29 protein-coding genes and 1 riboswitch are annotated in these 25,959 nt (G+C 67.1%); of the genes, 14 read left to right on the top strand and 15 right to left on the bottom strand.

Annotated features, from left to right (window positions below; translation table 11 throughout):
* The first annotated feature begins 67 nt into the window (after nt 1-67).
* Complete coding sequence (locus ACT2FV_RS20775) at nt 68-1,237, top strand: MFS transporter (RefSeq protein ID WP_059604486.1); 1,170 nt, start codon at nt 68-70, stop codon at nt 1,235-1,237.
* Nucleotides 1,238-1,330: 93 nt separating this feature from the next.
* Nucleotides 1,331-2,491, top strand: a complete 1,161-nt coding sequence (locus tag ACT2FV_RS20770) for an MFS transporter (RefSeq protein ID WP_444504702.1) — start codon at nt 1,331-1,333, stop codon at nt 2,489-2,491.
* A 145-nt stretch (nt 2,492-2,636) separates the two neighbouring features.
* Here the strand turns inward: ACT2FV_RS20770 and fahA are convergent, their stop codons facing one another.
* From fahA to ACT2FV_RS20745, 5 genes are read right to left on the bottom strand one after another with little or no spacing between them, the layout of a single operon-like run.
* A complete protein-coding gene (fahA, locus tag ACT2FV_RS20765; RefSeq protein WP_444504701.1) occupies nt 2,637-3,941 on the bottom strand; it encodes a fumarylacetoacetase in 1,305 nt (434 codons plus the stop codon).
* Nucleotides 3,938-5,272, bottom strand: coding sequence for a homogentisate 1,2-dioxygenase (gene hmgA / locus ACT2FV_RS20760; RefSeq protein ID WP_059604477.1), 1,335 nt, complete (start codon nt 5,270-5,272; stop codon nt 3,938-3,940). The genes fahA and hmgA overlap by 4 nt, the downstream gene beginning before the upstream one ends.
* Before the next feature lie 15 nt (nt 5,273-5,287).
* Complete coding sequence (locus ACT2FV_RS20755) at nt 5,288-6,649, bottom strand: MFS transporter (protein ID WP_444504700.1); 1,362 nt, start codon at nt 6,647-6,649, stop codon at nt 5,288-5,290.
* Nucleotides 6,646-6,876, bottom strand: a complete 231-nt coding sequence (locus tag ACT2FV_RS20750) for a DUF2783 domain-containing protein (RefSeq protein ID WP_444504699.1) — start codon at nt 6,874-6,876, stop codon at nt 6,646-6,648. Before ACT2FV_RS20750 ends, ACT2FV_RS20755 begins: the two co-directional genes overlap by 4 nt.
* Before the next feature lie 29 nt (nt 6,877-6,905).
* Entirely contained in the window at nt 6,906-8,594 is a 1,689-nt protein-coding gene (locus ACT2FV_RS20745; protein ID WP_444504698.1) for an FAD-dependent oxidoreductase, read from the bottom strand.
* Between the two features lie 379 nt (nt 8,595-8,973).
* Between ACT2FV_RS20745 and ACT2FV_RS20740 the strand changes: the two genes are divergently transcribed.
* Nucleotides 8,974-9,777 (top strand): EAL domain-containing protein, encoded by an 804-nt coding sequence (locus tag ACT2FV_RS20740; RefSeq protein WP_059604468.1) that lies wholly within the window; start codon nt 8,974-8,976, stop codon nt 9,775-9,777.
* Nucleotides 9,778-9,964: 187 nt separating this feature from the next.
* On the opposite strand, the gene ACT2FV_RS20735 is transcribed toward ACT2FV_RS20740, so the two are convergent.
* A complete protein-coding gene (locus ACT2FV_RS20735; protein ID WP_444504697.1) occupies nt 9,965-10,375 on the bottom strand; it encodes a GFA family protein in 411 nt (136 codons plus the stop codon).
* A gap of 127 nt (nt 10,376-10,502) precedes the next feature.
* Nucleotides 10,503-11,294, bottom strand: coding sequence for an IclR family transcriptional regulator (locus tag ACT2FV_RS20730; RefSeq protein WP_059604464.1), 792 nt, complete (start codon nt 11,292-11,294; stop codon nt 10,503-10,505).
* A gap of 172 nt (nt 11,295-11,466) precedes the next feature.
* On the opposite strand from ACT2FV_RS20730, the gene ACT2FV_RS20725 reads away from it, so the two are divergent.
* Nucleotides 11,467-12,654, top strand: a complete 1,188-nt coding sequence (locus ACT2FV_RS20725) for an acyl-CoA dehydrogenase (RefSeq protein WP_444504696.1) — start codon at nt 11,467-11,469, stop codon at nt 12,652-12,654.
* Between the two features lie 146 nt (nt 12,655-12,800).
* Here ACT2FV_RS20725 and ACT2FV_RS20720 read toward each other — a convergent pair whose 3' ends face one another.
* On the bottom strand, nt 12,801-13,439 hold the full coding sequence (locus tag ACT2FV_RS20720) for a peroxiredoxin (protein ID WP_034182833.1): 639 nt from the start codon (nt 13,437-13,439) through the stop codon (nt 12,801-12,803).
* Between the two features lie 318 nt (nt 13,440-13,757).
* On the opposite strand from ACT2FV_RS20720, the gene ACT2FV_RS20715 reads away from it, so the two are divergent.
* From ACT2FV_RS20715 to ACT2FV_RS20705, 3 genes are all read left to right on the top strand, one after another.
* Nucleotides 13,758-14,060 (top strand): DUF883 family protein, encoded by a 303-nt coding sequence (locus ACT2FV_RS20715; RefSeq protein ID WP_006754606.1) that lies wholly within the window; start codon nt 13,758-13,760, stop codon nt 14,058-14,060.
* A gap of 124 nt (nt 14,061-14,184) precedes the next feature.
* The gene (locus ACT2FV_RS20710) at nt 14,185-14,574 is read left to right on the top strand and encodes a phage holin family protein (protein WP_059604455.1); all 390 of its coding nucleotides are present in this window, start codon (nt 14,185-14,187) and stop codon (nt 14,572-14,574) included.
* Between the two features lie 43 nt (nt 14,575-14,617).
* Nucleotides 14,618-15,061 (top strand): DUF3318 domain-containing protein, encoded by a 444-nt coding sequence (locus ACT2FV_RS20705; RefSeq protein WP_059604450.1) that lies wholly within the window; start codon nt 14,618-14,620, stop codon nt 15,059-15,061.
* Between the two features lie 63 nt (nt 15,062-15,124).
* Here ACT2FV_RS20705 and ACT2FV_RS20700 read toward each other — a convergent pair whose 3' ends face one another.
* The 7 genes from ACT2FV_RS20700 to glyA all read right to left on the bottom strand — a co-directional run bounded on the left by ACT2FV_RS20700 (nt 15,125) and on the right by glyA (nt 19,918).
* Entirely contained in the window at nt 15,125-15,577 is a 453-nt protein-coding gene (locus ACT2FV_RS20700; protein ID WP_059604447.1) for a type IV pilin protein, read from the bottom strand.
* Entirely contained in the window at nt 15,574-16,122 is a 549-nt protein-coding gene (locus ACT2FV_RS20695; RefSeq protein WP_082728991.1) for a pilus assembly PilX family protein, read from the bottom strand. Before ACT2FV_RS20695 ends, ACT2FV_RS20700 begins: the two co-directional genes overlap by 4 nt.
* A 106-nt stretch (nt 16,123-16,228) precedes the next feature.
* Entirely contained in the window at nt 16,229-17,068 is an 840-nt protein-coding gene (locus ACT2FV_RS20690; protein WP_082728990.1) for a PilW family protein, read from the bottom strand.
* Nucleotides 17,052-17,474 (bottom strand): type IV pilus modification PilV family protein, encoded by a 423-nt coding sequence (locus ACT2FV_RS20685; RefSeq protein WP_059604443.1) that lies wholly within the window; start codon nt 17,472-17,474, stop codon nt 17,052-17,054. Before ACT2FV_RS20685 ends, ACT2FV_RS20690 begins: the two co-directional genes overlap by 17 nt.
* Nucleotides 17,471-18,031, bottom strand: a complete 561-nt coding sequence (locus ACT2FV_RS20680) for a GspH/FimT family pseudopilin (protein WP_444504695.1) — start codon at nt 18,029-18,031, stop codon at nt 17,471-17,473. Before ACT2FV_RS20680 ends, ACT2FV_RS20685 begins: the two co-directional genes overlap by 4 nt.
* A gap of 153 nt (nt 18,032-18,184) precedes the next feature.
* A complete protein-coding gene (nrdR, locus tag ACT2FV_RS20675) occupies nt 18,185-18,664 on the bottom strand; it encodes a transcriptional regulator NrdR (protein WP_006760615.1) in 480 nt (159 codons plus the stop codon).
* A 6-nt stretch (nt 18,665-18,670) separates the two neighbouring features.
* A complete protein-coding gene (glyA, locus tag ACT2FV_RS20670) occupies nt 18,671-19,918 on the bottom strand; it encodes a serine hydroxymethyltransferase (protein WP_108064727.1) in 1,248 nt (415 codons plus the stop codon).
* A gap of 137 nt (nt 19,919-20,055) precedes the next feature.
* A riboswitch (ZMP/ZTP riboswitch) is annotated at nt 20,056-20,156 on the bottom strand.
* A gap of 180 nt (nt 20,157-20,336) precedes the next feature.
* Here glyA and ACT2FV_RS20665 point away from each other — a divergent pair.
* The 7 genes from ACT2FV_RS20665 (at nt 20,337) to pal (ending at nt 25,951) form a co-directional block, all read left to right on the top strand.
* On the top strand, nt 20,337-21,083 hold the full coding sequence (locus tag ACT2FV_RS20665) for an SDR family NAD(P)-dependent oxidoreductase (RefSeq protein WP_059608335.1): 747 nt from the start codon (nt 20,337-20,339) through the stop codon (nt 21,081-21,083).
* A 104-nt stretch (nt 21,084-21,187) separates the two neighbouring features.
* Nucleotides 21,188-21,673, top strand: a complete 486-nt coding sequence (gene ybgC / locus ACT2FV_RS20660; RefSeq protein WP_444504694.1) for a tol-pal system-associated acyl-CoA thioesterase — start codon at nt 21,188-21,190, stop codon at nt 21,671-21,673.
* A gap of 144 nt (nt 21,674-21,817) precedes the next feature.
* Entirely contained in the window at nt 21,818-22,495 is a 678-nt protein-coding gene (gene tolQ, locus ACT2FV_RS20655; protein WP_059608333.1) for a protein TolQ, read from the top strand.
* Between the two features lie 10 nt (nt 22,496-22,505).
* Complete coding sequence (tolR, locus tag ACT2FV_RS20650) at nt 22,506-22,955, top strand: protein TolR (RefSeq protein WP_006484943.1); 450 nt, start codon at nt 22,506-22,508, stop codon at nt 22,953-22,955.
* Entirely contained in the window at nt 22,952-24,019 is a 1,068-nt protein-coding gene (gene tolA, locus ACT2FV_RS20645) for a cell envelope integrity protein TolA (protein WP_059608332.1), read from the top strand. Before tolR ends, tolA begins: the two co-directional genes overlap by 4 nt.
* Nucleotides 24,020-24,128: 109 nt before the next feature.
* Nucleotides 24,129-25,424, top strand: a complete 1,296-nt coding sequence (gene tolB, locus ACT2FV_RS20640; RefSeq protein WP_444504693.1) for a Tol-Pal system beta propeller repeat protein TolB — start codon at nt 24,129-24,131, stop codon at nt 25,422-25,424.
* Between the two features lie 17 nt (nt 25,425-25,441).
* Nucleotides 25,442-25,951, top strand: coding sequence for a peptidoglycan-associated lipoprotein Pal (gene pal, locus ACT2FV_RS20635; protein WP_059465490.1), 510 nt, complete (start codon nt 25,442-25,444; stop codon nt 25,949-25,951).
* Nucleotides 25,952-25,959: the final 8 nt, after the last annotated feature.

The raw sequence follows: 25,959 nt of genomic DNA, 5'->3' as shown, positions 1-25,959 counted from the left end.
CTCCGCCCCGCCCGACCCGCGCATCCCGCGCCGACCTCGGGCCGCGGCCTTTCCGTAGCCCACCGCGATGCCGTTACCTCTCTTCGCCCTTGCCGTTGCCGCATTTGGAATCGGTACCACCGAGTTCGTGATCATGGGGCTGCTGCCCAACGTCGCCCGCGACCTCGGCGTGTCGATCCCGGCCGCCGGCATGCTCGTGTCGGGCTACGCGCTCGGCGTGACGATCGGCGCGCCGATCCTCGCGATCGTCACCGCGAAGATGCCGCGCAAGCGCGCGTTGATGGGCCTGATCGGGCTGTTCATCGCGGGCAACCTGTTCTGCGCGATCGCGCCCGGCTACGCGGTGCTGATGGCCGCGCGCGTCGTCACCGCGTTCTGCCATGGCGCGTTCTTCGGGATCGGCTCGGTGGTCGCGAGCAACCTGGTCGCGCCGAACCGGCGCGCGCAGGCGATCGCGCTGATGTTCACCGGCCTCACGCTCGCGAACGTGCTCGGCGTGCCGCTCGGCACCGCGCTCGGCCAGGCGTTCGGCTGGCGCGCGACGTTCTGGGCCGTCACCGGCATCGGCATCGCCGCGGCCGCCGCGCTCGCGGTCTGCCTGCCGAAGAACCTCGCGATGCCCGACACCAGCATCACGCGGGAATTCAGCGTGCTGAAGCACCCGCAGGTGCTGATGGTGCTCGGCATCAGCGTGCTTGCGTCCGCGAGCCTGTTCAGCGTGTTCACGTACATCACGCCGATCCTCGAGGACGTGACGGGCTTCTCGCCGCGTCAAGTCACCTACGTATTGCTGCTGTTCGGCCTCGGCCTGACGGTCGGCGGCACGCTCGGCGGCAAGCTCGCCGACTGGCGCCGGATGCCGTCGCTGATCGCGACGCTCGCGCTGATCGGCATCGTCCTCGCACTGTTCGCGGGCACGATGCATTTGCCGTTCGCGGCGCTCGCGACGATCTTCGTGTGGGGCATCCTCGCGTTCGCGATCGTGCCGCCGCTGCAGATCCTGATCGTCGATCGCGCGAGCGACGCGCCGAACCTCGCGTCGACGCTGAACCAGGGCGCGTTCAACCTCGGCAACGCGACGGGCGCCTGGCTCGGCGGCATGGCGATCGGCTCCGGCGTGTCGCTCGTGAACCTGCCGTGGGTCGGCGTCGCGATGGCTGTCGCGGCACTGGCGCTCACGCTGTGGTCAGCGTCGCTCGAACGCCGGCCGGTGGCCGTGCCGACCGAGTACGTGTAACGCAACCCTGCTGCAATCGTTGCGCGCACAACTCCACGCGAACCTGATGGCCTTCATGGACCTTTCAGGGTCCGCGGTGTAGCATCGCGCCCGATGAAAGCCATTCTCAACCGTGATTTCCTTGCGCTGATCCTGAGCGTCGCGGTCGTCGGTCTCGGCACCGGCGCCACACTGCCGCTCACTGCGCTCGCGCTGACCGAGGCCGGACACGGCACCAACGTCGTCGGCATGTTAACGGCCGCGCAGGCCCTGGGGGGCCTCGCGATCGTCCCGTTCGTCACCGCGCTCGCGCGACACATCGGCTCGCGCCGCGCGATCGTCGTGTCGGTCGTACTGCTTGCTGCAGCCACCGCGCTGATGCAGTTCACGTCGAACCTGATCGTATGGGGCGTGCTGCGCGTGCTGTGCGGCGCGGCGCTGATGCTGCTGTTCACGATCGGCGAGGCGTGGGTCAACCAGCTCGCCGACGATTCGACGCGCGGCCGCGTGGTCGCGATCTACGCGACGAATTTCACGCTGTTCCAGATGGCGGGCCCCGTGCTCGTCAGCCAGATCGCCGGCGCGACGAGCATCCGCTTCGCGCTGTGCGGCGCACTGTTCCTGCTCGCACTGCCGACGCTCGCGACGATCCGCCGCGCGCCGCGCGCCGGCGACGACGCGCATCACGCAGCGCACGACAGCTGGCTCGCCGTGCTGCCGCGCATGCCCGCGCTGATCATCGGCACCGGCTTCTTCGCGCTGTTCGATACGCTCGCGCTGTCGCTGCTGCCGCTCTATGCGATGGATCACGGCGTAGCGAGCGCGACCGCCGTGCTGCTCGCATCGATCATGCTGTTCGGCGATACGGCGATGCAGTTCCCGATCGGCTGGCTCGCGGACAAGCTCGGCCGCGAACGCGTGCACCTCGGCGCCGGCTGGATCGTGCTCGCCGGCCTGCCGCTGCTGCCGCTCGTGATCGCCGATCCGTGGCTGTGCTGGCCGCTGCTGTTCGTGCTCGGCGCGGCGGCCGGCAGCATCTACACGCTGTCGCTGGTCGCATGCGGCGAACGCTTCCGCGGCGCGGCGCTCGTCACCGCGAGTTCGCTCGTGTCGGCATCGTGGAGCGCCGCGAGCTTCGGCGGCCCGCTGGTTGCCGGCGCGTTGATGGAGCAACTGGGCAGCAACGCGCTGATCGGCGTGCTGGTCGTCTGCGTCGCCGCGTTCGTCGCGGCCGCGCTGTGGGAACGACGCGCCGCGTTGCAGCGCGCGGTCTGACATTGGCGCGCACGCCGCAGCGCGCCGCCCGGACGACGACGGCACGAACACGCGCCGCCGGGCCACGGACACGCCGGTCACACTGCAAAAACGACGACGGCCCGCGCAATGCGGGCCGTCGTGCTCATGATCGCTACGTTGCGCGTTACGCCTTCAACGCCGGCAAGATCTTGCCGACACACGTGCCGAAGCCGACGCGATAGCCGTCGCCCTGGCACCATCCGGCGAGCGTGAGCTCGTCGCCGTCCTCGATGAACGCGCGGCTGCCGCCGCCGTTCAGCGCGAGCGGCCCCTTGCCGTTCCACGTCAGCTCGAGCAGGCTGCCGAACGAATCCTTCGTCGGCCCGCTGATCGTGCCCGATCCCATCAGGTCGCCGACGCGCGTGTTGCAGCCCGCGACCGTGTGATGCGCGAGCTGCTGCGCCATCGTCCAGTACATGTGCTTGAAGTTGGTGCGGCAGATCGACGTCGCTTCGGCGGCACCCTCCGCGCGCAGCGTCACTTCGAGCGCGATGTCGAACGCATGCTTGCCCGCGTGCCGCAGATACGCGAGCGGCTGCGGCGACTGTTCGGGCTGCTCGACGCGAAACGGTTCGAGCGCGTCGAGCGTGACGATCCACGGCGAGATCGTCGTCGCGAAGGTCTTCGCGTTGAACGGGCCGAGCGGCACGTATTCCCACTGCTGGATATCGCGCGCGCTCCAGTCGTTCAGCAGCACCATCCCGAAGATATGCGCTTCCGCGCCCTCACACGCGATCGGCTCGCCGAGCGCGTTGCCGCGCCCGACGATGAAGCCCGTTTCCAGTTCGATGTCGAGCTTGCGGCATGCGCCGAACACCGGACGCTCCTGGTCGGGCAGCTTCAATTGGCCGTTCGGGCGCCGCACCGGCGTGCCGCTTACGACCACCGACGACGCTCGGCCGTTGTAGCCGATCGGCATCTCCGACCAGTTCGGCAACAGCGCATTCTTCGGATCACGGAACATCGAACCGACGTTGGTCGCATGCTCCTTCGACGAATAGAAATCGGTGTAGCCGGGAATGTCGACCGGCAGGTGCAGCGTCGCGTCGCGCTGCGCGACGAGCACCTGCGCGCGCAGCGCCGCATCGTCACGCAGCCGCGCGTTCTCGCGCGAGAACAGGTCCGACAGTTGCACGCGCACGCTACGCCATGCGTCGCGGCCGAGCGCGATGAATGCGTTGAGCGTCGGTGCGGCGAACGCCTCGGCACCGGCGGGCAGCGTCACGAGGCCCGCACGCGCGAGCGCCGCGAGGTCGATGATCTGGTCGCCGAGCGCGACGCCCGCGCGGCGCACCGGTTGCTTCGCATCGCTGAAGATCCCGAACGGCAGGTTCTGGATCGGGAAATCGCAGGCGGGATCGTTCGCCGTCTCGACCCAGCTCTTGCGGGCCGGGTCGAGCGTCGCGCGCCAGTCTTGGGTATCGCTCATCGTTGCTCCGGATTGAAGTGTTTCTTGATGCCTTGCCAGCATTCGAAGTAGTCGGCCTGCAGTTGCGCGGTGTCGAGCGCGTAGCGCGTCGGCCGGATCAGCGTGCGGGTTTCGAACATGAACGCCATCGTCGCGTCGACCTTGTGCGGCTTCGTCGTGTCGCTCGCCGATGCCTTCTCGAACGTGTCCGCATCCGGCCCGTGGCCCGACATGCAGTTGTGCAGGCTCGCGCCACCCGGCACGAAACCTTCGGCCTTCGCGTCGTACGCGCCGTGCACGAGCCCCATAAACTCGCTCGCGACGTTGCGGTGGAACCAGGGCGGGCGGAACGTATCCTCGGCCGCGAGCCAGCGCGGCGGGAAGATCACGAAGTCGATCGAGTCGACGCCGGGCGTGTCGCTCGGCGACTGCAGCACGAGGAAGATCGACGGATCGGGATGGTCGAAGCTGATCGAGCCGATCGTGTTGAACAGCCGCAGGTCGTATTTGTACGGCGCGTAGTTGCCGTGCCACGCAACGACGTCGAACGGCGAATGTCCGATATCCGCGCGCCACAGGCGCCCGTTCAGCTTCGCGACCAGCTCGAATGCGCCCTCGCGATCCTCGTACGCGGCCTGCGGCGTGAGGAAATCGCGCGGGTTCGCGAGCCCGTTCGAGCCGATGGGGCCGAGGTCCGGCAGGCGCAGCAGCGCGCCGAAGTTCTCGCAGATGTAACCGCGCGCATCGCCGTCCGGCAGCGCGACGGAAAACCGCACGCCGCGCGGAATCACCGCGATCTCGAACGGCTCGACGTCGAGCTGGCCGAACTCGGTCGCGATGAAGAGCCGCCCCTGCTGCGGCACGATCAGCAGTTCGCCATCGGCGCTGTAGAAGAAGCGGTCCTGCATCGAGCGGTTCGCGGCGTACAGGTGGATCGCGCAGCCGTTCATCGCGGCCGCCGAGCCGTTGCCGGCCATCGTCACGAGCCCTTCGACGAAATCGGTCGGTTCGGCCGGCATCGGCAGCGGATCCCAGCGCAGCTGGTTCGGCGGCGTCGGCGGCACGTCGGCCGAGTCGCCGAATTCCGACACGAGCCGCTGCGTGCCCGTGAACGGCTCGAACGGCCGGTGCACGGCCGCGGGCCGGATCCGGTACAGCCACGAGCGGCGGTTGTGGCTGCGTGGCGCGGTAAACGCGGTGCCCGACAGTTGCTCCGCATACAGCCCGTACGGCGCGCGCTGCGGCGAGTTGCGGCCATGCGGCAGCGCGCCGGGCAGTGCCTCGGTCGCGAATTCGTTCGCGAAACCGCTCAGGTAGCCGGCGTTCGCCGGTTTCGACAGGTCAAGCGTCATCGTTTCCTTTCTCCATCAATTCATGGCGGCATTCGGCGCCTGCGCACCGCTGCGCCGCGTTACGCCGGCCAGTCCCAGCACGAACAGCGCCGAGCACAGCACGGGCACCGCGGCTGCGTGGAACAGCGCGCCGTTGGTCCAGTTGAGCGCAATCAGTTGTCCGCCGACGAGCGGCCCGAGCACCGAGCCGATCCGGCCGATGCCGAGGCTCCAGCCGATGCCGGTCGAGCGCAGCGACGTCGGGTAATACTGGCCCGCGAGCGCATTCACGGCTGGCTGCCCGCCGACCACGCAGAATCCGCCCGCGAACACGACAATCAGCAGCCACGGCAGCGCATGCGCTGCCGAGCCGATCAGTCCGACCGAGACGGCCGCGCATGCGAAGCACGCGAACAGCACGCGCACGAAGCCGTAGCGTTCGATGAACCAGCCGAGCGACAGCGTGCCGATCACGCCGCCCGTCTGCAGCACCGTGCCGACGATCACCGCCGTGCCCGGCGAATAACCCGCGTCGCGCATCACGGTCGGCAGCCAGTTCGACAGGAAGTACAGGTCGATCAGGTTCATGAAGCTGATGGCCCACAGCAGCAGCGTGACCGGCAGGCGGCCATGGCGGAACAGCTCGGCGACCGGCGCGCCGCTCGCCGCGCGCTCGCGCACGACGAGGCGCGTGCTCGCGTCGATGCCGGCCTGCGGCGCGAAGCGCGCGAGCCAGGCGCGGGCCTGCGCGTCGCGCCCTTTCAGCACCAGGAACTGCAGCGACTCGGGCAGCCGCGCGAGCATCGCGAGCGTGAGCACGAGCGGCACCGCGCCGCCGACGAAGAACACCGAGCGCCAGCCGAGCGCCGGAATCAACGCGGCGCTGATGAAGCCGCCGATCGCGGCGCCGAGCGTGAAGCCGCACGACACGATCATCATCCGCTTCACGCGATGCGCGGCCGGGCTGAATTCGCCGACCAGCGCCATCGCGTTCGGCATGATGCAGCCGAGGCCGAGGCCCGTGACGAAGCGCAGCGCCATCAGCACGGGAATCGAGCTTGCGAACGGCGTCGCGAGCATCGTCACCGCGAAGAACAGCGTCGAGCCGATCAGCACCGGGCGCCGCCCGATCCGGTCGGCCAGCACCGACAGCCCGAGCGCGCCGAGCAGCATCCCGAACAGGCTCGCGCTGAACACCGGGCCGAGCGCCTGCTTCGGCACGCCCCATTCGGCGATCACGCTCGGCGCGACGTAGCCCATCGCCTGCGCATCGAAGCCATCGATCACGAGACACAGCCCGCACAACGCGAGCAGCATCCAGTGAAAGCCGGGGCGATGGGTCTCGTCGATCACGCGCTCGACTTCGAGCACGCGCGCGTCGGCCGGCGCCGCGCTCATTGCGCCACCTCGGCGGCCGGATGCACGGGCGGTGTCACGCCCTGGCACGCGAGCGCCATCGCTTCGCGCAGCACGTCGGCATCGCCGATCTGGTTCGCGAGCAGCAGGATCAGCTTCGCGTTGACGAGCTGGCTGTCGGCGTCGGACAGATCGCGATGCATGTCGATCAACGCTTCGTAGAACGCGTCCGGATCGGCCAGGCGCGGGCGGGTATCGAGTCGGGGCATGACGGGTGTCTCCGGTATCGTTGTCGTGTTCAATGCGGTGTTCCGCGCGCGCAGGTCGCGCGCGCCAGCGCGTCGGCGATCGCCTGGCGCTCGAGCGAGCGCATCCGCGCGCAGACGTGCTGGTCGGGGCGCAGCAGGTAGAACGTGCCGGGCTTCGCGTCGTAGCGTTGCGCGGCGAAACCGTCGACGTCCTCCACGACGTCGACGCCAGCCACCGGTCGCGCGTGCCCGGCCGGCACGACCAGCACCGGCCGCACCGGCAGCGCCAGGCCGTCGAGTGCCTGCGCGAGCGCGGTGGCGTCGCCCGGCAGGCCGAACAGCATGCCCGCGAAGCCGTCGCCCAGGTGCCGCAGCAGCCAGCCCGACGCGCCGTGCGCGCGCACCGGCGCATCGGCCGCCGCCGCGCCCGGCCGCATCGCGCACGCGAACGCGTCACCGTTGCGGTCCGGCGTATTCAGCGGCGAATCGGCCAGCACGGCCGGCACGGACAGGCGGCCGCTGTTCACGAGCTTGCGCGCGAACTCGCAGTCACGCGCGAGCTTCAGCGTCGCGTCGCGGAACACGCGCGACACCGCGCTCTTCGGCGTGATGAAGTCGGTCGAGCGCGTCGAGTTGCGGATGTTCTCGTCAGCCGCGAACTCGCGCTCGCTCGCATAGGTGTCGAGCAGGCGGTCGTCCGCGCGGCCGTCGAGCACGAGCTTCAGTTTCCACGCGAGGTTGTCCGCGTCCTGCACGCCGCTGTTCGCGCCGCGCGCGCCGAACGGCGACACGCCGTGCGCGGAATCGCCCGCGAACAGCACGCGGCCGTGCCGGAACGTATCCATCCGCTGGCAGCGGAACGTATAGACGCTCACCCATTCCAGCTCGAACTCGGCGTCCGGCCCGAGCAGCGCGCGCACGCGCGGGATCACGCGCTCCGGCTGCTTCTCGGCGACCGGATCGGCGTCCCAGCCGAGCTGGAAGTCGATGCGCCAGACGTTGTCGGGCTGGCGGTGCAGCAGCACCGACTGGTTGCGGTGGAACGGCGGATCGAACCAGAACCAGCGCTCGGTCGGGAATTCCGCCTTCATCTTCACGTCGGCGATCAGGAAGCGGTCCTTGAATGTGCGGCCGCGGCTCTCGAGGCCCATTGCCGCGCGCATCGGGCTGCGCGAGCCGTCGGCCGCGATCACGTACTGCGCGCGCAGCGTCTCGATGCCTTCCGGCGTCTCGACGGTGAGCGTGGCGTGTTCCGCCGATTGCGCGACACCCGTCACCTTGTGCTTCCAGCGGATGTCGATGTTCGGCAGCGCGAACGCGCGCTCGGCCAGATAGCCTTCGACGTAGTACTGCTGCAGGTTGATGAATGCGGGACGCGCATGGCCTTCCTCCGGCAGCAGGTCGAACGCATACAGCTGTTCGTCCTGCAGGAACACCTTGCCGACATGCCAGCTCACGCCCTTGTCGACGAAACGCTCGCCGCAGCCGAGCCGATCGAAGATCTCGAGCGTGCGCTTCGCGAAGCAGATCGCGCGCGAGCCCGTCGACAGCGTGTCGTCGTCGTCGAGCAGCACGACCGGCACCCCCTGCTGCGCGAGGTCGATCGCGGCCGACAGGCCTACCGGGCCCGCACCGACCACCACCACCGGGTGGATGGCGGCGTCATCGCCGGCGCCGCGCGTCGCGCGCGGCCGGTAGTCGAACTTCAGCGTCTGGTAATCGATGCTCATGGTCGCCATCCGCTCCTCAGCCCTGCCGTCCGCGCGCCGACGCGCGCCGCGTCGTCCCGCTCATGCCCGTTGCCCGCCGCTGCCGCGGCCCGCCCTGCCTCGCCCACTTGCTGTCAACCGCCACGTCTCGCTCCTTGCTTCCTGTTGATTCGATTCGGGAAACGGCGCCGCTCCGGGCGCCCGAACGCCGCTTTTCTTGATCGGCGACAAATCTTTGGATTTACGAATAGTAAAACCAATTACGAATAGTGAAATCAACGTAAACCCTAGCCATTGGCTCGAGGACGGGATAACCATATGAGCGAAACGCCAAGCCGAGCCGGGCGCGCGCTGCTAATATCAAGGCACGAGGCGGCCCTTTCGGCCGCCATTTTTCCTTCCTACGCCGATGATTCCGCCCAACATTCCCGAGCTGATCGTCCGTGCCGGGCAATTGCCGTATCTGCGGGAACACCTCGCGCTCGCCGAGGGCGGCACCGCGTGCGCCACCCTGCCGGAGCGCACGCTCGCGAGCGCCTATGAACCGATCTACGACGTGACGATGCCCGGCGCGCCGCAGTCGACGTCGTTTGCTGACGCGATCGAGCGCTACGGCGACGAACTCGGCTTCCAGGCCGTCACGCTGGTCACGGGCACGCCGCACGACCCGGTCGACTCCGCCGTCGACGACCAGACGCTCGTCGCGATCGACCGGCTGTCGCGCGCGCTGCACGCGATCAACTTCTTCGGCGCGCAACGACACGGGCTGCTGTTCCTGCGCGTACACGAACGGCTGCTCAAGAGCGTGAAGTACGACCACGGCAAGCATTTTTCGTCGGTGCTGCAGCGCTTCGGGCTGCCGACCGAGCGAATCGTGATCGAGCTGCCGGCGGTCGCGGTCGCGCACAAGACCTTCCTCGGCTACCTGACGCGCAGCTACCAGCATCACGGCTTCAAGGTCGCGGACAAGCTGCCCGACCCGGGCCGGATCCTCGCGGTCGAATCGGAGATGGCGCGGCCCGACTACATCAAGATGGATGCGGGCATCGCGCTGCGCGACGGGATGGTGAAGGCGCTGGTCGCGTATGCGCAGCGCGTGCGGATTCCGCTGATTTTCGACGGCGTCGTCGACGAGACGCAGTGCGAGCTGCTGCGCCAGCACGACGTGCGGTTCATGCAGGGGCCGGTGTTCGCGAAGGTCGTCCCGGCCTGAGCGGGCGGGTGCCCGGCCCGCGCGGGGCGCGGCACGCCGGATGGCGGAATCCGATGTCAGGATTGCTTCGGGAATCGGGAGCGGCGTGCATCGTCGCCCGAAACCGGCCGGTTCCTCTTCCGTTCATGCGTGAAAGGTAGAACGCACTTGCGCGCGGATTCGACGCCGGCACGTCGACGGCCGCAGCCTATGCCGTTCCGCCGTCGTCGAATTTCGGCAGATCGTCGTCGATCTCGATGCCCGGGAGGCGATCCCCGTACCAGACGTGCCACGCGGGACGCAGCCGCGCCGGCTCGTCGAGCGTTGCATAGTTGATTTCCACGGTCGTCGGCGCATCGGTCAGGCGGTACTCCAACTGCGCGCCGCAGCGGCCGCAAAAGCGCCGCTCGCCCCATGCGCTCGACGCATAGACCGTCGGCTCACCCCGCAGGTATTCGAATGCGTCGAGCGGCACCGATGCCGACGCGACGACCGCCGCCCCCGTCGTGCGCTGACAGAGCCGGCAATGGCAAAAGCCTGCGTCGGCCGGAATGCCGGCGATCCGGTAGCGGATCGCCCCGCATGCGCAACCGCCTTCCATGGTTTCCGGGTGGGACATCGCGAACCTCGTCATCGTCGAGGAACCGGTGGACGATGATGAGCGCGGTTCGCGCGCGGTGCAACCGGCTGCGGCGCCCCCTCCGGTGCCCGGTCGGCCCGGCGACGCGCCGCCTGCGGCGACCGTTTCAGACCGTCTGCCCGAGCCGCTGCGCGAGCGCCTTCAGCTTCGGCCCGACCTGCGTGCGGAATACGTCCTCGTCCATCGACGACGCAGGCCCGCTGCAGCTCAGGATCAGCCAGCGCCCCTCGCGCGGTTCGCGAAACGGCACGGCCGCCGCGTTCACGTCCATGTGCCACGCGCGGAACGAATAGCAGCATCCGCCCGCGGAGAACTCGGCCACCGCGTCCCGCGCGGCCGCGACGAGCGCATCCGCGTCGGCCGCGCCGCCGGCGGCCCGGTGCAGATCCGCATAGAGCGCGCGGCGCACGTCCTCCGGCTGCACGGCCAGGTACGCGCGCCCCATCGAGCTCGTCAGCATCGACAGCCGCGAGCCGGGCGCAAGCCCGAGCGTCAGCGCGGTTTCGCTGCGGATCGTCTCCAGATAGATCATGTCGAGCCCGTCGCGGCAACCGAGCGACACGGCCGCGCCGATCTCGCGCGCAAGCGCCTGCATGTGCGGCCGGGCGAGATCGAGCGTCCCCGAGCCGGACAGCAGCGCGTAGCCGAGCGACAGCACGCCGGCGTCGAGCGCATACTTTCCGAGCGTCTCGTCATAGCGCAGGTAGCCGAGCACGGTCAGCGTATAGGCGAGCCGGTTCACCGTCGCCTTGGGCAGCCCGGTGCGCTCCGCGAAGTCGCGATTGCCGAGCATCGTCTCGCCGGGCCGGAATGCGCGCAGCAGGTCGAGCCCGCGCGCGAGCGCAACGACGAACTTGCGCTCGTCGATCGTGGTTTCGTCGATGGTTGAAAGCGTCATGTGATGCTACACTGGGTTCGTTTTGCAAAACATTGTTCCGCACAGCGGAACTATAGTCAAGCGAACGTTAGATATCGGGGCAGGCCGCGAAGCGCCAACCCGGGACCGACCGCAAAGCATGGGATCAGGGCAAGCGCTGAAGCGCCCACCCTGGCCAACAGGAGATGACACGATGAGCGCTGCAACTTTTCATTGGGACGATCCGCTGTTGCTCGACCAGCAACTGACCGAAGAAGAGCGGATGGTGCGCGATGCCGCGCACGCGTATGCGCGGGACAAGCTCGCGCCGCGCGTCACCGAGGCGTTCCGCCATGAACGCACCGACGCCGAGATCTTCCGCGAGATGGGTGAGATCGGCCTGCTCGGCCCGACGATTCCGGAAGAGTACGGCGGCCCCGGCCTCAATTACGTGAGTTACGGGCTGATCGCGCGCGAAGTCGAGCGCGTCGACTCCGGCTACCGCTCGATGATGTCCGTTCAGTCGTCGCTCGTGATGGTGCCGATCCACGAATTCGGCTCGGACGCGCAGAAGCAGAAATACTTGCCGAAGCTCGCGAGCGGCGAATGGATCGGCTGCTTCGGCCTGACCGAGCCGAACCATGGCTCCGACCCGGGCAGCATGGTCACGCGCGCGACGAAGGTGGCCGGCGGTTATTCGCTGTCCGGCGCGAAGATGTGGATCACCAACTCGCCGATCGCCGACGTGTTCGTCGTGTGGGCGAAACTGGAAGAAAACGGCAAGGACGCGATCCGCGGCTTCATCCTCGAGAAGGGCTGGAAGGGCCTGTCGGCGCCGGCGATCCACGGTAAGGTCGGGCTGCGCGCGTCGATCACCGGCGAGATCGTCCTCGACGAAGTGTTCGTGCCCGAAGAGAACCTGATGCCGAACGTGAGCGGCCTGCGCGGCCCGTTCACGTGCCTGAACTCGGCGCGCTACGGCATTGCCTGGGGCGCGCTCGGCGCGGCCGAGTCGTGCTGGCACACCGCGCGGCAGTATGTGCTCGACCGCAAGCAGTTCGGCCGGCCGCTCGCCGCGAACCAGCTGATCCAGAAGAAGCTCGCCGACATGCAGACCGAAATCACGCTCGGCCTGCAAGGCGTGCTGCGTCTCGGCCGGATGAAGGACGAAGGCACGGCGGCCGTCGAGATCACGTCGATCATGAAGCGCAACTCGTGCGGCAAGGCGCTCGACATCGCGAGGCTCGCGCGCGACATGCTCGGCGGCAACGGCATCTCGGACGAATTCGGCGTCGCGCGCCATCTCGTCAACCTCGAAGTGGTCAACACGTACGAAGGCACGCACGACATCCACGCGCTGATCCTCGGCCGTGCGCAGACGGGCATCCAGGCGTTCTTCTGATCGTCCGGATGCGGCGTCGTACGCGGCAGTGCCGCGGCGTACGCGCAAAAAGATACGGCCCGCCCGGCATGACTGCCGGACGGGCCGTTTTTCATCGGATCCGCGCTTCGGGCCGCCGGCCCGGTACCGCGTTCACCCGCCGCTGCTTACTTGTTCGGCTGCGGCGTGAGGCGCAGGTACGGACGCACCGCGTTGAAACCCTTCGGGAAACGCTTCTTCAGCTCTTCCGGATCCTGCAGCGACGGCACGATCACGACGTCGTCGCCGTCCTTCCAGTTGCCGGGCGTCGCGACCTTGTAGTTGTCGGTCAGCTGCAGCGAGTCGATCACGCGCAGCACTTCGTCGAAGTTGCGGCCGGTGCTGGCCGGATAGGTGATGGTGAGCCGCACCTTCTTGTTCGGGTCGATCACGAACAGCGAGCGCACCGTCAGCGTTTCGTTCGCGTTCGGGTGGATCATGTCGTACAGCTGCGACACCTTGCGGTCCGCGTCGGCGATGATCGGGAAACCGACGACGGTCGACTGCGTTTCGTTGATGTCGTTGATCCAGCCCTTGTGCGATTCGACGCCGTCGACCGACAGCGCGATCACCTTCACGTTGCGTTTCTCGAATTCGCCCTTCAGCTTCGAGGTCAGCCCGAGTTCAGTCGTGCACACCGGCGTGTAGTCGGCCGGGTGCGAGAACAGGACGCCCCAGCTGTCGCCCAGCCACTCGTGAAACTTGATGGGGCCCAGGCTCGATTCCTGCTCGAAATCCGGTGCGATGTCACCAAGACGCAGACTCATGATGTTCCCTCCTCGAACGATGCTGGTTGAAACCGCGCCCTGGACGGCGCGGGACAGTCCATCAGCTTACGGGAAGCAATGGGCGACGCGAACGATTATTCTGTTTGATATTCATACTTTTTTGTCATTTTTACCCGGTATCGGGACACGACGGACGGCCACAAGGGAAACTTTTCGCAGCATTTGCCGCTCTGTCAATGCTTACGAGTCGTTTACCATGTGGTCTTGCACCGCCGCCGCGTGTCTTCCCGGCTCGCCAGCAGGCAAGGGTTTCGCTACGATGTGAACCTGCAGCATGACAGCATGAAGGGAGTTGCAATGTCGGAAATCAACAAGGAGAAGCTGATGTCGGATATCAAAACCGTTCTCGCGGACGCCGAGGATCTGCTCAAGCAGGCAGCGAGCAGCACGGGCGACCGTGCGGCCGAGCTGCGCGAGAAAGCCATGTCGCGCCTGAAACAGGCCAAGGAAAAGGCAACCGACGTCCAGGTCGTGGTGGTCGAGAAAGGCAAGAAGGCCGCGCGCGCGACCGACGACTACGTGCACGAGCATCCGTGGACGTCGATCGGCGTCGCTGCCGGCGTCGGCGTGCTGATCGGTCTGCTGATCAACCGCAAGTAACGCGCTCAACGCCGTTCCGCCCCATGTGCCGCCCGGTGCGGCGTATGGGTGCCGAAGCCAGCCGGCGGTCCGCTCCCGGCCGGCTTTGCCCTAGCCGCTCATTGCGCGCACAAGCGCCTCATCCATGACGACAGACACCCACCCGCAGCCGTCCGGCCAGGGACCGCTGCGCCGCCTCGTCGGCTCCGCGATCGGCCTCCTGCAAACGCGCCTCGAACTGGTCGGCATCGAACTCGCCGAGGAGAAGGAACGCCTGATGGGCGTGCTGTTCCTCGGGCTCGCGGCCATGATGCTCGCGACGATGGCGCTCATCAGCCTGACCGTGCTCGTCACGATCGCGTTCTGGGACACCTATCGCTGGCAGTCGCTCGCGGCCATCACCGCGCTGTACGCGATCGCGGGCATCGGATGTGCATTGAAAGCGCGTTCGGGTCTGCGCGACGCGCCGACCGTGTTCGAGGCGACGCTCGCCGAGCTCGATAAAGATCGCGAAATTTTCCGCGGCAAGCCGTGAACGCAGTCGCGTTCCCCTCCCTCACCTACTTCGCCGACGCGCCATGAGCCAGAACGTCACGGGCCATTCAACCCGCCCCCATTCGTCGCGATCGAACTGGAGCGCGTCGCAGCATCGCGCACTCCGCAAGGAATTGCTGATCCTGCGATCCGAGGTCGAACGGCTCGAGCTTGCCGAAGCCGCCGCCGAAATGCGCCACGCCGTCACGCGCTTCAGTTGGCTCAAGGTATTCGTCCCCGGCCTGTCGGGCACCGGCTTCAGCCAGTCCGCCAAGAACTTGAACGCGAGCCTCGGCCAACTCGTCAACCAGTACCCGATGTTGAGTTCGCTCGCGTCGCTCGTGCTGGCGAAACCCATACGCTCGCTGATACGCGCGAGCGCTGGCCCCGCGCTGAAATGGGGCTCCGTCGGCTTCGCTGCATGGGAGATCTACCGGATCTGGAAACAGTCGCGCGACGAGCGCAACCCTGCCACGAACGACGACTGACACGCAACGACAGGCGCGCATGGGCCCGGCGCCGTTGCGCGTTTTCCGTGCGTGATCGCGTGATCAACGCACGCCCCAGCATGTCCGCTCCCGTGCGTCGGCGTCAGCATCGTTAGATCCTGCATTGCCTTTCGTCCCGTCCGCGCGCAGCGTGAAAGCACCGCATGCGTCGTCGCGCATCGGGCCTGCATCGAGCGGGCGTGCAATGAGTTCGTAGGCCACCGGTGCATCGTCGCCGGCTGCTCGCCGCAGCGCGATGTCGTAGACCGCCTGCCCGTCCGGGGGCGCCTGCGAATATGCGTCTGGCAGCGTCCGTGGCGGCGCGCCGTCGAGCGTTTCGAGATACTGAGCCGCGCGGTAGAGCGCAGCGACCGCGGATGCGCGATGCACACGCGCGACGTGCTCGCGATACGACGGGATAGCCCACCCGGCCAGCGCGGCGACGATCGCGAGCACGATCATCAGTTCGAGCAACGTGAACGCCACCGATCGGCGCAGCAATGGAGGCCGTTTCATCGATGAACCGCCGCGACGCGACGCCAGCGCTGTGCAACGATGCGTCCGTGTCGCACCGCGACCTGGCTCTGCAGCCAGACCACGCTTGACGCGTGGCCACCGACACCACGCGCGGTGACGAGGTAAGCACGACTCCCTCGAGGGCCGACACCTCGCCAGGCTTCGATCAGGCAACGCGGCGGCTGGGCCGCCATCGGCCAGGATGCGAACGGCGCGAATGCTTCGGCGACACCCAGCGCGGTCACACGCCGCCACGCGTCCGGCTCGGCGGATGACGCGAGCTCGTCGATGTACGGCGCCCCGCCTCGAAGCAATCGCGCCGTGCAGGCTGCGACCGCCGCATCGGCCGCGTGAAATGCAATCAGCCGGTCCGACAATGCACGTGTGCGGCGCGATTCCGTCAATGCGGATTCGAACCATGTGCCGGTCAGCGCGGCGACCGCCGCGCCAACCGCGATCACGGCAGGCAGTGCAAGGCCTGCGTCGCGACGCCAGTGGCGGCTGGTGGACGGAAAGCGTGTGCGTGATGTTGTTCCGCTCAGCATGGGGACCTCACCGCGTGCCGCATGTCGCGGAACGCCACGGCGCGCTGCCTTTCGAAACCAGCCGCGATTCGCATTGCGAGCTGGTCGACGAATCGGTTCGCGTCGATCATCGCAACACCTCATGATCCTGCGCCGCATCACCCACGGGATCGGTGGATGCGACCGCGGCATTGCGCAACGCGACGATTCGATGCAGCACCAGATGCGCGCGACCGTCCGACGAAACGGCCGTGCGGCCGTCGCAATCGACATGACGCGCGGGCCCGTGCGTCGGTTCGCCACGCGCACGCACGCATACATGCATGGCAACGACATCGCGCCAGTCACCGCTGCCCATCGCCCCCGCGTCGACGAACTGCACGGCTTCGCGACGCAGGTAACGCACGCGCAGTTGATCGATGCCGGACACGACGGGTTGCGGCGTACCCGGGCGCCCGCTTCCCTCGCAGTACAACTCGGGCTCACCCGTCGACGGGCTGACATGCGCGTCGAAACGATTTTCCACGAGCGGCCGCTCACCAGGCGCGCCAACACCCTGCCCGAGACAATCCGACACCTGTGCCCCAGCCGTCGGCCACGTCGACACGGCATCGCCGACATACCGAACCAGCAATGCATCCGACGCTGCGCGCATGGCTTCGCAGCGCACCTTCGCTCCGTTGCCTCGCACGCGCCCCGCGGAACAGCCGAACACGGGCGGTAACGATGGCGGCCCTTCGACATCGAGCGGACGAAACCCGGCCATCTGGATCTGCTCGCCGATCAGCATCAGTGCGGTCGCGGCCGCATCGCGCATCCGGAACCCGTCTTCCGCTCGCCGCTGCGCGACGCGCTGGGCGTGATACAGCGCACCGGCAGCGGCAAGCACCAGCAGACCGACCGTCATCGCGATCAGCACTTCGAGCAGCGTATGCGCGCGGCTACGGCGTTCACCGTTCATCGGCATTGACCTCGGCCTCCCGAAACGGAATCCGCACGCACGACGGTGGCCCGACCGTTGCCCGCGCACTTTCGCAGCGCGCCGATGTCAGCGCGTGGGCGTGAACGTCACGCCAGCCGACCGTCACGTAGCGGACACCCGCCGGCCCATCGTCGAGCGCCGTCGTGCCGCCGGGCAACGATGCAGACGCGAGCGCCGCGATGCCGTCGTCGGCGCCTGCCACTGCGTGCCGGCGCTCAATGCGAGCATCGGCCAGCCACAGCGCGCGTTCACGCCAGATCGTCGCCCACTGCGCGCGCGTCATCGCAAGCTGGCTGCCGGCCACGGCCAGCATCACGGTTGCAAGTAGCGCGACAGCCAGCACCGCTTCGAGCAGCGACGTGCCGTGCATCGATTTGCGCGCGCGCTTCATGCCGCTTCGCAACGACCGGTGACGACGCGCGCCCGGCCGCCTGCCGCTATCCGGACGCAGCGCGACACGCGTGTGTCGTCACCGGACAGCGTGCGCTGCGGACGCAACTCGAAACGTCTGATCCCGCCAAGCACCTGACCCGCCGGCGGAGCAAATGCCAGATCGTGCGCCGCTCCCGCGACAGCGATGTCGGCATCGCGCGGATAGCGCCGCAGCACGCGCGACCGTCCGTCGAACTGCCCGCTGACTATCCATCCGCACGACCATCCCGCCAGGTCGCACCGCTCGCCTGAACGCACGCAACCGCCGTCGCGCCCGGCCCTGCACAGCGTGACGCGCACGCCGAGACGTGTTGCTTCGGTGCGCGCGAACGACAGCGCGCCGAGCAACGCACGCGTGCGTGCATCCACACGTTCACGCATGTGCCACTGATCGAATGCAGGTGTTGCGTATAGCCCGATCGCGGCTGCGAGCGCGATCGCGACCATCAGCTCGACGAGCGTAAAGCCGCCGCAGCGTCGCACGCATTGTTCAACGCCCTGTCGGTGCAGTCCCATCGCCATCGCCCTCCGTCAACGTGATGCGACGACTGTAGCGACGCAAGCAGACACGCGCCATTAGCCGAACGGCCGACTGGCGACATGCGATCGCGGCCGACACAATCGGCGCGAACTGAACCCACGGAGAAGACGATGAACGGACGCAGCGCGTCAGCGCTTACGCGGAGGTTTGGAGGGGGACGCGCGACGGAACTCTTCGATCACGTCGGCAAATTCGGAAACATCCTCGAACCGGCGGTAAACCGATGCGAAACGGACATAGGCGATCGTATCGAGGCCGCGCAACTCGTTCATCACGAGTTCGCCAAGCTTCTCGCTACGCACTTCACGCTCGCCGGTCGCGAGCAGTTGATATTCGATGCGGGCAACCGCCGCGTCGATCGCGTCAGCCGCAACCGGCCGCTTGCGCAGCGCGAGTTGCATGCTGGCGACGATCTTGCGACGGTCGAATTCCGTGCGGCTGCCGTCCTTCTTCACGACGGCCGGCAGGTTCAGCTCGACCCGCTCGTACGTCGTGAAGCGCTTGTCGCAAGCCGAGCAACGACGGCGCCGTCGAATCGCGGCGCCATCTTCGGACACACGCGAGTCGACGACCTGCGTGTCCTCGTGCCGGCAGAACGGGCAGCGCATGCTGGATCAGCGATAAACCGGGAAACGCTTGGTCAGCTCGGCTACTTGCGCGCGCACGCGCTCGATCGTCGCTGCGTCTTCCGGGTTCTCGAGCACGTCGGCGATCAGGTTGCCGACCGTCTCCGCTTCCGCCGGGCCGAAGCCGCGCGTCGTCATCGCCGGCGAACCCAGACGGATCCCGCTCGTCACGAACGGCTTTTCCGGATCGTTCGGGATCGCGTTCTTGTTCACCGTGATGTGTGCCGCGCCCAACGCCGCTTCCGCCGCCTTGCCCGTGATCTTCTTCGCGCGCAGGTCCACCAGCATCACGTGGCTTTCCGTACGGCCCGACACGATCCGCAGCCCGCGCTTGACCAGCGTCTCAGCCAGCACGCGTGCGTTCTCGACCACCTTCTCCTGGTAGGCCTTGAACTCCGGCGACAGCGCTTCCTTGAACGCCACCGCCTTCGCCGCGATCACGTGCATCAGCGGGCCGCCCTGGATGCCCGGGAAGATCGCCGAGTTGATCTGCTTCTCGTATTCCGACTTCATCAGGATCACGCCGCCGCGCGGGCCGCGCAGGCTCTTGTGCGTCGTCGTCGTCACGAAGTCCGCGTGCGGCACCGGGTTCGGGTACACGCCCGCCGCGATCAGCCCCGCGTAGTGCGCCATGTCGACCATCAGGTACGCACCGACCGACTTCGCGATCTTCGCCAGACGCTCGAAGTCGATCTTCAGCGCGAATGCCGACGCGCCCGCGACGATCAGCTTCGGCTTGTGTTCGTTCGCCAGTTGCTCGGCTGCGTCGTAGTCGATGTCTTCGTTTTCGTTCAGGCCATAGCTCACGACGTTGAACCACTTGCCCGACATGTTCACCGGCGAGCCGTGCGTCAGGTGGCCGCCGTGCGCGAGGCTCATGCCCATGATCGTGTCGCCCGGCTTGAGCATCGCGAAGAACACGCCCTGGTTCGCCTGCGAACCCGAGTTCGGCTGCACGTTCGCCGCTTCCGCGCCGAACAGCTGCTTCACGCGGTCGATCGCCAGCTGCTCGACCACGTCGACGTATTCACAGCCGCCGTAGTAACGCTTGCCCGGATACCCTTCCGCGTACTTGTTCGTGAGCTGCGAGCCCTGTGCGGCCATCACGGCCGGACTCGTGTAGTTTTCCGACGCGATCAGCTCGATGTGCTCTTCCTGGCGGCGGTTTTCCTGCTCGATCGCTGCAAAGATTTCGGGATCGACGTTCGCGATGGTGCTTTGGGCTCTGTCAAACATACGGTTTCCGTTAAGTGTGTACAGGTTGACCGGAGTGGCCGAGTACATTGCGCTGCTGGCGGAACCAGCCCGACGTGGCGGAAGAATCCGTATGACGCGAGGCAGGACAGCCACCGGCGATGCACGCGACGGCGCACAACGGCTGCCCAGGCGAACGGCAAAAACGGCGCCCCGCGCTTCACGGTGGGATGCTCCACCTTGAACCCGAAGGGTTCTATCGCCAGTCACGCAGGGGTGATGAGCGCGTTAGTGTATTGGATGCGTCATGAATAGGCAACCGCACGGCGGGACGCCCTAAGCAATTGGGGCCAGACTCTACGCGCCCGCACCGGAACGCTGTGCCGCCTTGCCGCGGTGCCGCAATCTCAGTAGGCTTGCGGGATACTATCCGCTACTTTGTTACCGACCAGGAGCAGCAATGATCGTGTTCGTCACAGGCGCGTCCGCCGGCTTCGGCGCCGCCATCGCCCGTGCCTTCGTCAAGGGCGGCCACCGCGTCGTCGCGACCGCGCGCCGCAAGGATCGTCTCGATGCGCTCGCCGCCGAACTCGGCGATTCCCTGCTGCCGCTCGAGCTCGACGTACGCGATCGCGCGGCCGTCGAGGCCGTGCCGGCCGCCCTTCCCGCCGAATTCGCGGCACTCGACGTCCTCGTCAACAACGCCGGCCTCGCGCTCGGCGTCGAGCCGGCCCAAAAGGCCAGCCTCGACGAATGGCACACGATGATCGACACGAACTGCACGGGCCTCGTCACCGTTACGCACGCACTGCTGCCCGGCATGATCGAGCGCGGCCGCGGTCACATCTTCAATATCGGCTCGGTCGCGGGTTCGTATCCTTATGCGGGCGGCAACGTCTACGGCGCGACCAAGGCTTTCGTCAGACAATTCAGCCTGAACCTGCGCGCCGACCTGCTCGGCACGCCACTGCGCGTCACCGACATCGAGCCGGGCCTGTGCGGCGGCACCGAGTTCTCGAACATCCGCTATCGCGGCGACGACGCAAAAGCGGCGAGCGTCTACAACAATGTCCAGCCGCTCATGCCCGAGGACATCGCCGACACGATCTACTGGATCGCGACGCGCCCGGCACACGTCAACGTCAACACGATCGAGCTGATGCCGGTCGCGCAAGCGCCCGGCGGCCCGACCGTCCACCGCGGCTGAAGTCGCGCGGGCCCGCCTCCTCCCGGGGCCGGCCCGCAGTGTGCTACGGCATACTACATTCCGTTACGAATCGGTTACGAATCCGGCCTCGGCCTTCCGGTAAAATGCGCGCCATGACTCAGCCTACCCGCTCCCCGGACGCGCACTCCGGCTTCACTTGGCCGGTACGCGTGTACTACGAGGACACCGACGCAGGCGGCATCGTCTTCTATGCCAACTACTTGAAGTTCTTCGAACGCGCTCGCACCGAGTGGCTGCGCGCATGCGGCATCGACCAGCGTCGGCTCGCCGACGATACCGTCGCGATCTTCATCGTTCGCAGCACGTCGCTCGACTACCGCGCGCCGGCGCGACTCGACGACGCGCTGACGATCACGAGCCGGCCCGGGCGCATCGGCCGCGCATCGGTGGAATTCACGCAGGAAGCCTGGTGCGGAGACACGCTGCTCGTGGCCGGACACATCCGCCTCGGCTGCGTCGACCGAACCGGCATCCGGCCCGCGGCAATCCCGCCGGTCGTGCTCGACGCGCTGCAACGCGGGCCCGTCATCGACGCCGGGCAGACTGTATTGTCAACGAAGCTCGGGTGAGCACCGTTTAGACAAAGCCTATGAACTTGCCCTCCTGAATCGATACTAAGCAAGGTTCGGCGCCAGGCCAGGCCGGCGCGCCGCGCCACACGCATACCGTGCGCCCTCGCCGGACACCCCCGAAGGGACGTTACTCAAACCTCTATGAACACTTCTCAAGACCTGTCGATCATTTCCCTCGTTCTCAACGCGAGCGTGCTGGCCCAGGCCGTGATGGGGCTGCTGCTGCTGCTGTCGCTGATGTCGTGGACCTTCATCTTCCGCAAGTGGTTCGCGATCCGCCGCGCACGCGCGCAGACCGAACGCTTCGAAAGGGATTTCTGGTCGGGCGGCGACCTGCAGGCGCTGTATCAAAGCGCGGCCAACAATCGTCACACGATCGGCGCGCTCGAGCGGATTTTCGAATCGGGGATGCGTGAGTTCCTGAAGGGGAAGGAAAAGCGCATCAGCGACCCGGGCCTCGTGCTCGACGGCGCGCGCCGTGCGATGCGCGCGTCGTTCCAGCGCGAAATGGACGTGCTCGAAGCGAACCTCGCGTTCCTCGCGTCGGTCGGCTCGGTCAGTCCGTACATCGGTCTGTTCGGCACCGTCTGGGGGATCATGAACTCGTTCCGCGGCCTGGCGAACGTGCAGCAGGCGACGCTCGCGAACGTCGCACCGGGCATCGCCGAGGCGCTCGTCGCCACCGCGATCGGCCTGTTCGCCGCGATTCCGGCGGTTGTCGCGTACAACCGCTACGCGCACGACATCGACCGCCTCGCGATCCGCTTCGAGACCTTCATCGAAGAGTTCTCGAACATCCTGCAGCGTCAGGCCCAGTAAGGAGCGCGCCATGGCAGGAAGTCCCATTCGATCCAGCATGCGCGGCGGCCGCTCGCGCCGCGCGATGGCCGACATCAACGTCGTGCCGTACATCGACGTGATGCTGGTGCTGCTCGTGATCTTCATGGTCACGGCACCGCTCGTCGCCCCGTCGATCATCAATCTGCCGACCGTCGGCAATGCCGCACCCCAGGAACAGACGCCACCAGTCGTCGTCAACATCAAGGCCGACCGCACGATGAGCGTCAAGTACAAGGGCGACTCCGGCGCGACGCAGGAAGACACGATGACCAAGGCCGAGCTCGACAGCTTCATCTCGGCCCGGCAGGCTGACCATCCCGACCAGCCCGTCGTGATCGCGGCCGACAAGACCGTGCAGTACGATGCCGTCATGACCGTGATGTCGGACCTGAAGGCGCGCGGCGTCAAGCGCGTCGGCCTCCTCGTCAAATCGCAATGAACCGGCAGCAATCCACGCGCGGCAACGCCTATCCGTCTCAGCCCCCTCGCGAGCGCGGCACCTGGCGCGCGTTCGCGCTCGCCGCGCTGATGCACGTGCTGCTCGCGTTGTTCCTCTATCACGGCGTGCAGTGGCAGAACAGCACGCCGGCAGGCGCCGAAGCCGAACTGTGGACCGAGGTGCCCGACGTGCCCGCGCCGCGGCCCGTCGTCACACCCACGCCGCCCGCGAAGCTCGCACCGCCCCCTCCCCCGGTCCGGGACGAGCAGGCGGACATCGCGCTGCAGCAGAAGAAACGGCAACAGGAAGCGGCCGCGCGCGAAGCGCTGCTCGAGCAGCAGCGCCGCGCGCAACAACTGAAGACCCAGCAGGAAGAAGCCCGGCGCGAGCAGCTTGCGGCCCAGCAGGCTGCTGCCCTCGCCGCGCAGAAGGCCGCCGAGCGCGAAAAGCAGAAGCAGGCAGACAAGCTCAAGCAACAACAGCTCGTGGAGCAGCAGAAGCTCGAACAGCAAAAACTCCAGCAGCAGAAACTGCAGCAACAGAAGCAGGCGCAGCTGGAAGCGCAGCAGGCGGCGAAGGCCAAGGCCGACGCGGCCGCGAAGGCGAAGGCGGAAGCCCAGGCAAAGGCGAAGGCCGAAGCGACGGCGCGCGCGAAGGCCGACGCGGCGGCGAAGGCGAAGCTCGACCGTGAGCGCAGCGCGCGTCTCGCGCAGATGCAAGGCATGTCCGGGTCCGGCGAAGGCGGCGGTGAAGGCCTCGCGAAAAGCGGTACCGGGACGGGCTCCGGCGGCAATGCCGCGTCGCCCGGCTATCCCGACAAGGTGCGTCGCCGTGTGAAGCCGAACATCGTCTGGGGTGGCGAGCGCGCGGGCCTGACGACGGTCGTCGCGATCCGCTGCACGCCGTCGGGCGACGTGCTGAGCGTTTCGATCCGCCGTTCGAGCGGAAATTCGGGGTGGGATCAAGCCGTGGTCAATGCGATTCAGGCGTCGGTCCCATTGCCGCCCGATTCTAACGGTCGTACCCCGTCCGACATTACGATTACCTTCAAGGCAGCGGAGTGATCGCAAATGCGCTTACACTCCGTGCGTCGCTGCCGGACGGGAACGAATCGGGTATTTTTACTGTCTCTGCGGTTGCGCAGCGATCCAAGTCACATGGGAAGCAAGAAGCATGAGTTTGATGACGAAACTAGGTTTCAGGGCACTCGTGGCCTCGTGTCTGATTGCGGCCGGCGGCGCCGCTAATGCGCAGGTCAACGTGCTGATCACCGGCGTCGGTTCGACCCAGTTCCCCATCGCCACCGCGAATTTCGTGAACGAGGCGAACCTGCCGCAGCAGGTCACGTCGATCGTCCGCGCCGACCTCGCGCGCAGCGGCAAATTCACCAATATCGACGCGGGCAGCACGCCGGTGCCCGAAACCGCATCGGTCGATCTCGGCGCATGGAAGGCCAAGGGTGCGAACGCGTTCGTCGCCGGCAGCGTGAACCGCGACGCCAACGGCCAGTACAAAGTGAACTTCATCCTGTACGACACCGTGAAGCAGCAAAGCCTCGGCGGCCTGTCGCTGACGGCGAACGACAACACGCTGCGCACGGCTGGCCACAAGATCGCCGACTTCATCTACCAGAAGTTGCTCGGCGTGCGCGGCGTGTTCGCCACGCGTCTGTCGTACGTGATCAAGACGGGCAACCGGTACCAGTTGCAGATCTCGGACTCCGACGGCCAGAACGCACGCATCGCGCTCTCGAGCACCGAGCCGATCATCTCGCCGGCGTGGTCGCCGAGCGGGACGAAGGTCGCGTACGTGTCGTTCGAGCGCAAGAAGCCGATCGTCTACATCCATGACCTGCCGACGGGCCGCCGCTACATGGTCTCCGACCAGAAGGGCAACAACAGTGCGCCGGCGTGGTCGCCGGACGGCAACACGCTGGCCGTTGCGCTGTCGCTGACGGGCAATACGCAAATCTATACGGTCAATGCGAACGGCGGCGGTCTGCGCCGGCTCACGCAGAGCAGCTCGATCGATACCGAGCCGTTCTACTCGCCGGACGGCCGCTGGATCTATTTCACGAGCGATCGCGGCGGCGCGCCGCAGATCTACCGGATGCCCGCGCAAGGCGAAAGCGCCGGCTCCGCGCAACGCGTGACCTTCACCGGCAGCTACAACACCAGCCCGCGCATCAGCCCGGACGGCAAGCTGCTCGCCTACATCTCCCGCACGGGTGGGGGGTTCAAGCTGTACGTTCAGGATCTGCAAACCGGCGCGGCGAACGCCATCACGAATACCAATCGCGACGAATCGCCGAGCTTCGCGGCAAACGGCCAGTACCTTCTTTACGCTACCCAGTCGGGTGGTCGCAACGTGCTGGCAGCAGTGCCCTCCGACGGCAGCGCGCCGCCGCAGATCCTGTCCGTCCAGGGCGGCTCCGTTCGTGAGCCGTCGTGGGGGCCCTTCATGCAATGACCACAAGGAGAGTAACCATGATGTCGAACAAAGCTCGTCTGGCCCTGGCCGTGATGATGATCAGTGCGCTCGCAGCGTGTAAGTCGGGCGTCAAGCTCGACGACAAGGCCAACGCGGGCGCGATGAGCACGCAGCCGAGCGCCGACAACGTCGCGCAGGTGAACGTCGATCCGCTGAATGACCCGAACAGCCCGCTTGCGAAGCGCAGCATTTACTTCGACTTCGACAGCTATTCGGTGAAGGACGAATACCAGCCGCTGCTGCAGCAGCACGCTCAGTACCTGAAGAGCCACCCGCAGCGCCATGTGCTGATCCAGGGCAACACCGACGAACGCGGCACGAGCGAGTACAACCTTGCGCTGGGCCAGAAGCGTGCGGAGGCTGTCCGCCGCGCGATGGCACTGCTCGGCGTGAACGACTCGCAGATGGAAGCCGTGAGCCTCGGCAAGGAAAAGCCGCAAGCATCGGGTCACGACGAAGCATCGTGGGCGCAGAACCGCCGCGCCGACCTCGTCTACCAACAGTAAGTAACGGA

It is taken from the genome of Burkholderia sp. PR2 (assembly GCF_052372875.1).
Classification (GTDB): domain Bacteria; phylum Pseudomonadota; class Gammaproteobacteria; order Burkholderiales; family Burkholderiaceae; genus Burkholderia; species Burkholderia diffusa.
Note: the sequence above shows the minus strand (reverse complement) of the source record. Positions and strands in the feature narration are given on the sequence as shown.